Origin of the sequence: Rhodopila sp. (genome assembly GCF_035548235.1) — a bacterium.
GTDB lineage: Bacteria > Pseudomonadota > Alphaproteobacteria > Acetobacterales > Acetobacteraceae > Rhodopila.
Genome location: NZ_DASZTJ010000084.1, coordinates 1 through 5,754 on the forward strand (window position 1 = coordinate 1; position 5,754 = coordinate 5,754).

6 protein-coding genes are annotated in these 5,754 nt (G+C 64.9%); 4 read left to right on the forward strand and 2 right to left on the reverse strand.

Annotated elements, in window-relative coordinates:
* Together VHB27_RS06875 and VHB27_RS06880 are read right to left on the reverse strand one after the other, a co-directional pair.
* Nucleotides 1-998 (reverse strand): branched-chain amino acid ABC transporter permease (locus VHB27_RS06875; RefSeq protein WP_325598567.1); only part of this gene is annotated, 998 nt, incomplete at its 3' end.
* Between the two features lie 16 nt (nucleotides 999-1,014).
* A complete protein-coding gene (locus tag VHB27_RS06880; RefSeq protein ID WP_325598569.1) occupies nucleotides 1,015-2,235 on the reverse strand; it encodes an ABC transporter substrate-binding protein in 1,221 nt (406 codons plus the stop codon).
* A gap of 161 nt (nucleotides 2,236-2,396) precedes the next feature.
* Here VHB27_RS06880 and VHB27_RS06885 point away from each other — a divergent pair, with 161 nt between their 5' ends.
* The 4 genes from VHB27_RS06885 to VHB27_RS06900 all read left to right on the forward strand — a co-directional run.
* A complete protein-coding gene (locus tag VHB27_RS06885) occupies nucleotides 2,397-3,212 on the forward strand; it encodes an ABC transporter ATP-binding protein (protein ID WP_325598571.1) in 816 nt (271 codons plus the stop codon).
* Nucleotides 3,205-3,897 carry an ABC transporter ATP-binding protein gene (locus VHB27_RS06890; protein ID WP_325598573.1) on the forward strand — a complete coding sequence of 231 codons (693 nt, stop codon included), beginning with the start codon at nucleotides 3,205-3,207 and terminating at the stop codon, nucleotides 3,895-3,897. The genes VHB27_RS06885 and VHB27_RS06890 overlap by 8 nt, the downstream gene beginning before the upstream one ends.
* Before the next feature lie 68 nt (nucleotides 3,898-3,965).
* On the forward strand, nucleotides 3,966-4,607 hold the full coding sequence (locus VHB27_RS06895) for a GntR family transcriptional regulator (RefSeq protein ID WP_325598575.1): 642 nt from the start codon (nucleotides 3,966-3,968) through the stop codon (nucleotides 4,605-4,607).
* 77 nt (nucleotides 4,608-4,684) lie between these two features.
* The coding region (locus tag VHB27_RS06900; protein WP_325598577.1) for a CoA transferase at nucleotides 4,685-5,754 on the forward strand (1,070 nt) is incomplete at its 3' end.

Below are 5,754 nucleotides of genomic sequence, written 5' to 3' on the forward strand. Positions count from 1 at the left end.
GTCGCCACCACCGGGTAGACGATCCACGGCAGGACCACCCCGGTCGCCACCGCCGCCAGCAACAGGCCGTTGCTTTGGAAAATGCGCCGCGCCCGTTCGGTCATCGGGGTATAGTGCAGCGGGAAGTTGGAGATATCGACGCCGCGGAAGATGCCGCCAGGGCGGACGACCAGGACCGCCAGCATGATGATGTAGGTGATCGCGACCGAAGCCGGCGGATACCAGATGGCCGACAGGGCCGACAGGACGCCGACGATGAAGCCCATCAGCACCGAACCGACGATGGACCCCATCCCGCCGGCAACGACGACGGCGAAGGTCAGCGCCACCATCTCCTGCCCCATGAAGGGGGAGACGCTGCGGATCGGCGCCGCCAGCGCACCCGCCAGGCCGGCCAGGCCCGTCGCGCAGAAGAACGTGCCGGAGATCAGCCGCGGAACGTTGCCACCGAAACATTTCAGCAGCTCCGGCCGCTCCGTCGCCGCCCTGACGAGTGCGCCCACGCGGGTCCGTTCCAGGACGAACCATGCCGCGAGGCACATGACGACGGAAACCGCCAGCACGAACAGGCGGTATTTCGGATAGAAGGTGAACCCCAGGTCGACGACGCCCGACAGCAAATGCGGCACCAGGAACTGCCCGCCCGTCGTGGCGAAGAAGGTGCGCATCAGGTCTTCGATGATCATCGTCAACCCGAACGTCAGCAAGAGGTTGTATGCCGGGTCCAGCCGATACAGGCGGGACAGCAGCAGGCGTTCCAGGATCACGCCCAGCCCGCCGACCAGCAGCCATGACAGGATCAGCGCGAACCAGAGGGAAATGCCGAAATAATGCCCGCCGATGAACGCCACGAACGCGCCCAGCATGTACATCGCGCCATGAGCGAAGTTCACGACCCGCATCAAGCCGAAGACGATGCTCAGCCCCAGGCTCATCAAGGCGATGAAACCGCCGTTGACGAGCCCGTTGAAGAGCTGAAGGACGTAGAAGGAGACCATCGGCGTTCGCTGTGGCTTACCAGTCGTGCTTGCAGGTGGTTTCGTTCTCGGGGATGAAGACGTCCTTGCCGGGAATGGTGGCGACGACGTCGTAATAGTCTCCCGGCGTCTTCACCTGGTCCGGCTGCTTCACCCTGATCACGTACATGTCGTGGACCACGGTGTGGTCTTTCTTCCGCCAGGTCGCGTTGCGGGCGAAGAAGTCGCTGAAATGGGAGCCTTCCAGCGCGGCGGCGATCTTATCGGGATCGTCGGTGCCGATCTTCTTCACCGTGTCCAGGACCTGCGTCACCGCGGAGTAGTTTCCAGCGTAAAGGCTCGCCGGGATCATCCCGAACCGCTTCTTGAACCGCTCGGCCCAGTCCCGGGTCTGCTGGTCGTAGTTCCAATACCAGATCTCTCCGGCGGTGATGCCGCTCCAGGTGGGGATGCCGGTGGAGCGGACATCGGTGTAGTTCATTTGCCCCGGCACGATCTGGATCTTGCCGTTGCCCAGCAGTCCGAACTCGCGGGCCTGCTTGACGGCATTGCGCAGGTCCTGGCCGGATTCCAGGACACCGATCGCCTGCGCGCCGGCGGCTTGCGCCTTCAGCAGGTAGCTGGAGAAATCATCGTTCGGGAACGGCACCATGTCGTTGCCCAGGATGGTGCCGCCCTTGGCCTTCACGGTCTTGCTGAACTGGTCCAGCAGCGAGTGGCCGAAGGCATAGTCGGCGGTGATGAAGTACCATTTCTTGAAGCCTTCGTCCGTCACCCGGCCGGCCGCCGTCGCCATCGCCGTCGTATCCCAGGCGTAGTGCCAGGTGTATTTGCTGCAGTATTCGTTCGTCAGGGCGGTCGTGCCGGGACTGACGAAGGTGGTGGTGATCTTGCGCTCGTTGGCCAGCTTGGCGATCGCGATCGCGGCGGCCGAGCTGGTAACGTCCGTAATCAGGTTGACGCCTTGGCTGTCGATGATCTCCCGCGTCTTGTTGATGGTCAGTGCGACGTCCAGCTTGTTGTCCAGCACCACGACCTTGATCGGCACGCCGTTGACCGACCCGCCGAAATCGTCCACCGCCATCTTCACCCCGTCGACCGATCCCTGGCCGGAGGTGTCGGAGAAGACGGTCGACAGGTCGGTGATCACCAGGATGGTGAATTTCTTGCCGGTCATCGCCGCCTGGGCCGGCTGATGGACCAGGGCCAGCCCGGCCATGACGGCTGCCGCCGCGGCCCCGAGTAGTCTCTTCCGCATCGTTCCTCCCGCGGTATTGCGTGTTTCGTTGCCGGGAAGCTGGGTCCGGCGGGCGGGGGCTGTCAAGGGTTTTATAAAAAGCATTTTGCATTATCCGACACGTATGGTTCACTGATAATGCATCAAACGCCGGCGCAACCGGCGCGGAGGAACGGAACCACATGGGCGAGCCAGCAGCCCCCACCACGCACCCCTCTGCGGCGGATGCCGCCCCGGACCATGCCTTGGCGCTCGAAGGCGTGACCAAGTCGTTCGGCGGCTTCATCGCGGTGAACGACGTGACGCTCAGCTTTCCCGCCGGCGCGATCTACGGGATCATCGGACCCAACGGCGCAGGCAAGACGACGCTGTTCAACCTGCTCAGCGGGTTCCTGAAACCCACCAGGGGACGGCTTCGCCACCGCGGGGACGACGTGACCCGCCTGTCGCCCGAGGCCATCGCGCGCCGCGGCGTGGTGCGCAGCTTCCAGATCACCAGCATCTTCGGCAACCTGACGGTGGCCGAGAATCTTGCGCTGCCGATCCAGCGCCGTGACGGCGGCGGTACCGGCTTCCTGCGCCGAAGCGCCTGGCGCCGGCGTCACGGCCCGCGGATCGACGACATCCTGAAGCGCGTGCATATCCCGGCGGAATGGCGCGACCGCAGCGCGAACGCCTTGCCCTATGGCCTGAAACGATCGCTGGAGCTGGGCATCAGCCTCGCCGCCGAACCCGACATATTGCTGCTGGACGAACCCACCGCCGGCATGACCGCGCGCGACATCGTCAAGGTGACGGAGCTGATCGGCCAGATCGCCGAAGGCCGGACCGTCATCGTCGTCGAGCACAACCTGGGCGTCATCGCCGACCTGGCGCAGGAGATCGTGGTGCTGCAGCAGGGCCAGCTTCTGACCCGGGGTCGTTACGACGACGTACGCCGTGACCAGCGCGTGATCGACGCCTACCTGGGCACCAAGGGGCGCCATGCCCATGCTTGAGATCCGCGGCCTCGACGCCTCCTATGGCGATACGCAGGTGCTGCGGGGGATCAGCCTGGACGTGCGGCAGGGGGAGATCGTCACCCTGATCGGCCGCAACGGCGCCGGCAAGTCCACGACCCTGAAGTCGATCATGGGCGACATTCCGCGGCGAAGCGGTTCCATCATGTTCAAGGGGCAGGAGATCGTCGCCCTGGGACCGGAACGGATCTGCAGGCTGGGGATGGGCTACGTGCCGGAGGACCGCGGCATGTTCGGCACGTTGTCGGTGCTGGAGAACCTGACCATCGGCAAGCCGCTGGGTCCCAGGGCCTGGCCGCTGGAGCGCATCTTCGGCCTGTTCCCCGTCCTGAAGGCGCGCGCGCACCAACGCGCCACCAACCTCTCCGGCGGCGAACAGCAAATGCTCTCCATCGCTCGCCCGCTCTACATGGGTGCCGACTTCCTGCTGCTGGACGAACCCACCGAGGGCCTGGCGCCGGTGATCATCGATACGATCGGACGCGTCGTGTCGCAGTTGAAGACCGAGGGGCTGACGGTTCTGCTGGTGGAACAGAACCTGCCATTTGCGACCTCGGTTGCCGATCGCCACAATCTGGTGGAAAACGGACGCATCATCCGCACCATGAGCAATGATGACGTGATCCGTGAAGAGGGTGAGCTGCTCGCCCATCTTGGCGTTTGAGGGAGGCCGCCGTGACGATGAAACCACCGCATCCGCCATGCATGCAGACCGGGGCCCCGGCCTAGTCCATGTCGTTCGCGACCAAGCAGGAGAGCGTGGCGGAGATCATCCGTGAGCGGATCATCATCGGTATCTACGGTCGCGGGACCAAGCTGAAGCAGGCCGATCTGGCGGAGGAGCTGGGCGTTTCGATCACCCCGGTGCGCGAGGCCCTGCTGGCGCTGGAGGCCGAAGGCTACATCCGGGGCCTGCCGCACAAGGGGTTGATCGTTCCGGAGATCATGCCTACGAGCCTGACGGAAATCTTCGACCTGCGCCTGGCGTTGGAACGGAGCCTGACTGCGGCGGCGTTGGACCGGATGGACCAGGCAGGCTTGGCGAAACTGCTGTCCCTGCAACAGGCGCTGGAGGCGGCGCTGGAAGCGGGCGACCTGTTCAAGGTCCGCACCGAGAACTACCGGTTTCATTTCTGCTTGTACGAAATGGCGGAACGGCCGCAGACGCTGCACTTCGTCCGCGTGCTCTGGGCGAAATACCCGTTCACGCTGCAGGACGTGAAGCAGGACCGGCCGCGGCGCATGCGATCGGAGCACGTGCTGTTCCTCGATCGCGTGCAGCAGCAGGACAAGGCGGGCGCGGTCGACGCCATGGTGCGGCACATCAGGAACGGCTGGCGTGAAATCACGCAGCGTACAGGCGACTCTTCCTAGGTCCGAGGCTTGCGGCTATTTTTTATATGATGCATTATCCGAGCGGCGCTCCACAGCAACAACGGATAGAGCAAGGCATGGAAACGCAGGAGCAACGCCCGTACAGCGGCGTACGAATCATCGATCTGACGCGCGAACTCGGGTCCTATTGCACCCGGTTGTTTGCCGACCTCGGGGCCGAGGTGATCCGGGTCGAGCCGCCGCGGGGTCGGGCCGACCGCTCGCGGCCGCCTGTCCCGTCCGGCGTTGACGTGGCGACATTCGGCGGAATCCCTCACGCTTTCCTGAATCTGAACAAGAAGGCGCTGCGGGTGGACACCGGCACCGACGCAGGCCGGGCGGTGTTCGCCGATCTGGTGGGGGCGGCGCAGGTGGTGGTGTACGAACCGGGGGCGACCGAGGTGCCGCTGGCCGATATCGTTGCGATTCCCGGCGCACGTGTCGTTGCATCCGTATCCTATTTCGGCCTGACCGGGCCCTATGCCGGCTTCGTCGGCTGCGATCTCGTGGCGCAGGCGCTGGGCGGCATCACCTGGCTGTCCGGGGAGCCGGGCAAGCCGCCTTTGAAGCTGGCGGGCGAGCAGAGTGTGTTCGTGACCTCGCTCTATGCGGCGGCTGCGACGGCGCTGGCTTTGTGGGACCTGGAGCAGAGCGGCAACGGCCATGTGCTGGACGTCTCGGCGCAGGAGGCGATCGCCCATTCGTTGCAGAACGCGCTGCAAGTCTACGACCTTGAAGGGCAGGTGATGTCGCGCGGCGGCGAAGGCGTGCGGGACGCGACGGAAGCCGCGTTCGCCTGCAAGGACGGGTACGTCTTCCTGGCCGCACCGTTGTCGCTCAGCGTGTCCTGGAACGCGCTGCTGACCTGGATGAAGGACGAGGGCTTCGACGGCGTGACCCGCCTGCTGGAAGACGACTGGAAAGACCGGCCGATCCGCGCGACGGCAGCGATGAAAGCGGAGTTCCGACCGCTGTTCGAACGCTTCGTTGCAGACAAGACCAAAACCGAGCTCAGTGCGGAGGCATTGAAGCGGAAGCTGGTCATGGCGCCGGTCAGCCGCATCGCCGACCTGCAGGCCGACCCGCAGCTTCTGTTCCGGCGCTTCTTCCACAAGGTCGCGATGCCCGGGCTGGGCAAGGACGTGGC

Coding starts and splice junctions, on each gene's coding strand:
- VHB27_RS06880 (WP_325598569.1), bottom strand. CDS start 2,235: ATGCGGAAGAGACTACTCGGGGCCGCGGCGGCAGCCGTCATGGCCGGG.
- VHB27_RS06885 (WP_325598571.1), top strand. CDS start 2,397: ATGGGCGAGCCAGCAGCCCCCACCACGCACCCCTCTGCGGCGGATGCC.
- VHB27_RS06890 (WP_325598573.1), top strand. CDS start 3,205: ATGCTTGAGATCCGCGGCCTCGACGCCTCCTATGGCGATACGCAGGTG.
- VHB27_RS06895 (WP_325598575.1), top strand. CDS start 3,966: ATGTCGTTCGCGACCAAGCAGGAGAGCGTGGCGGAGATCATCCGTGAG.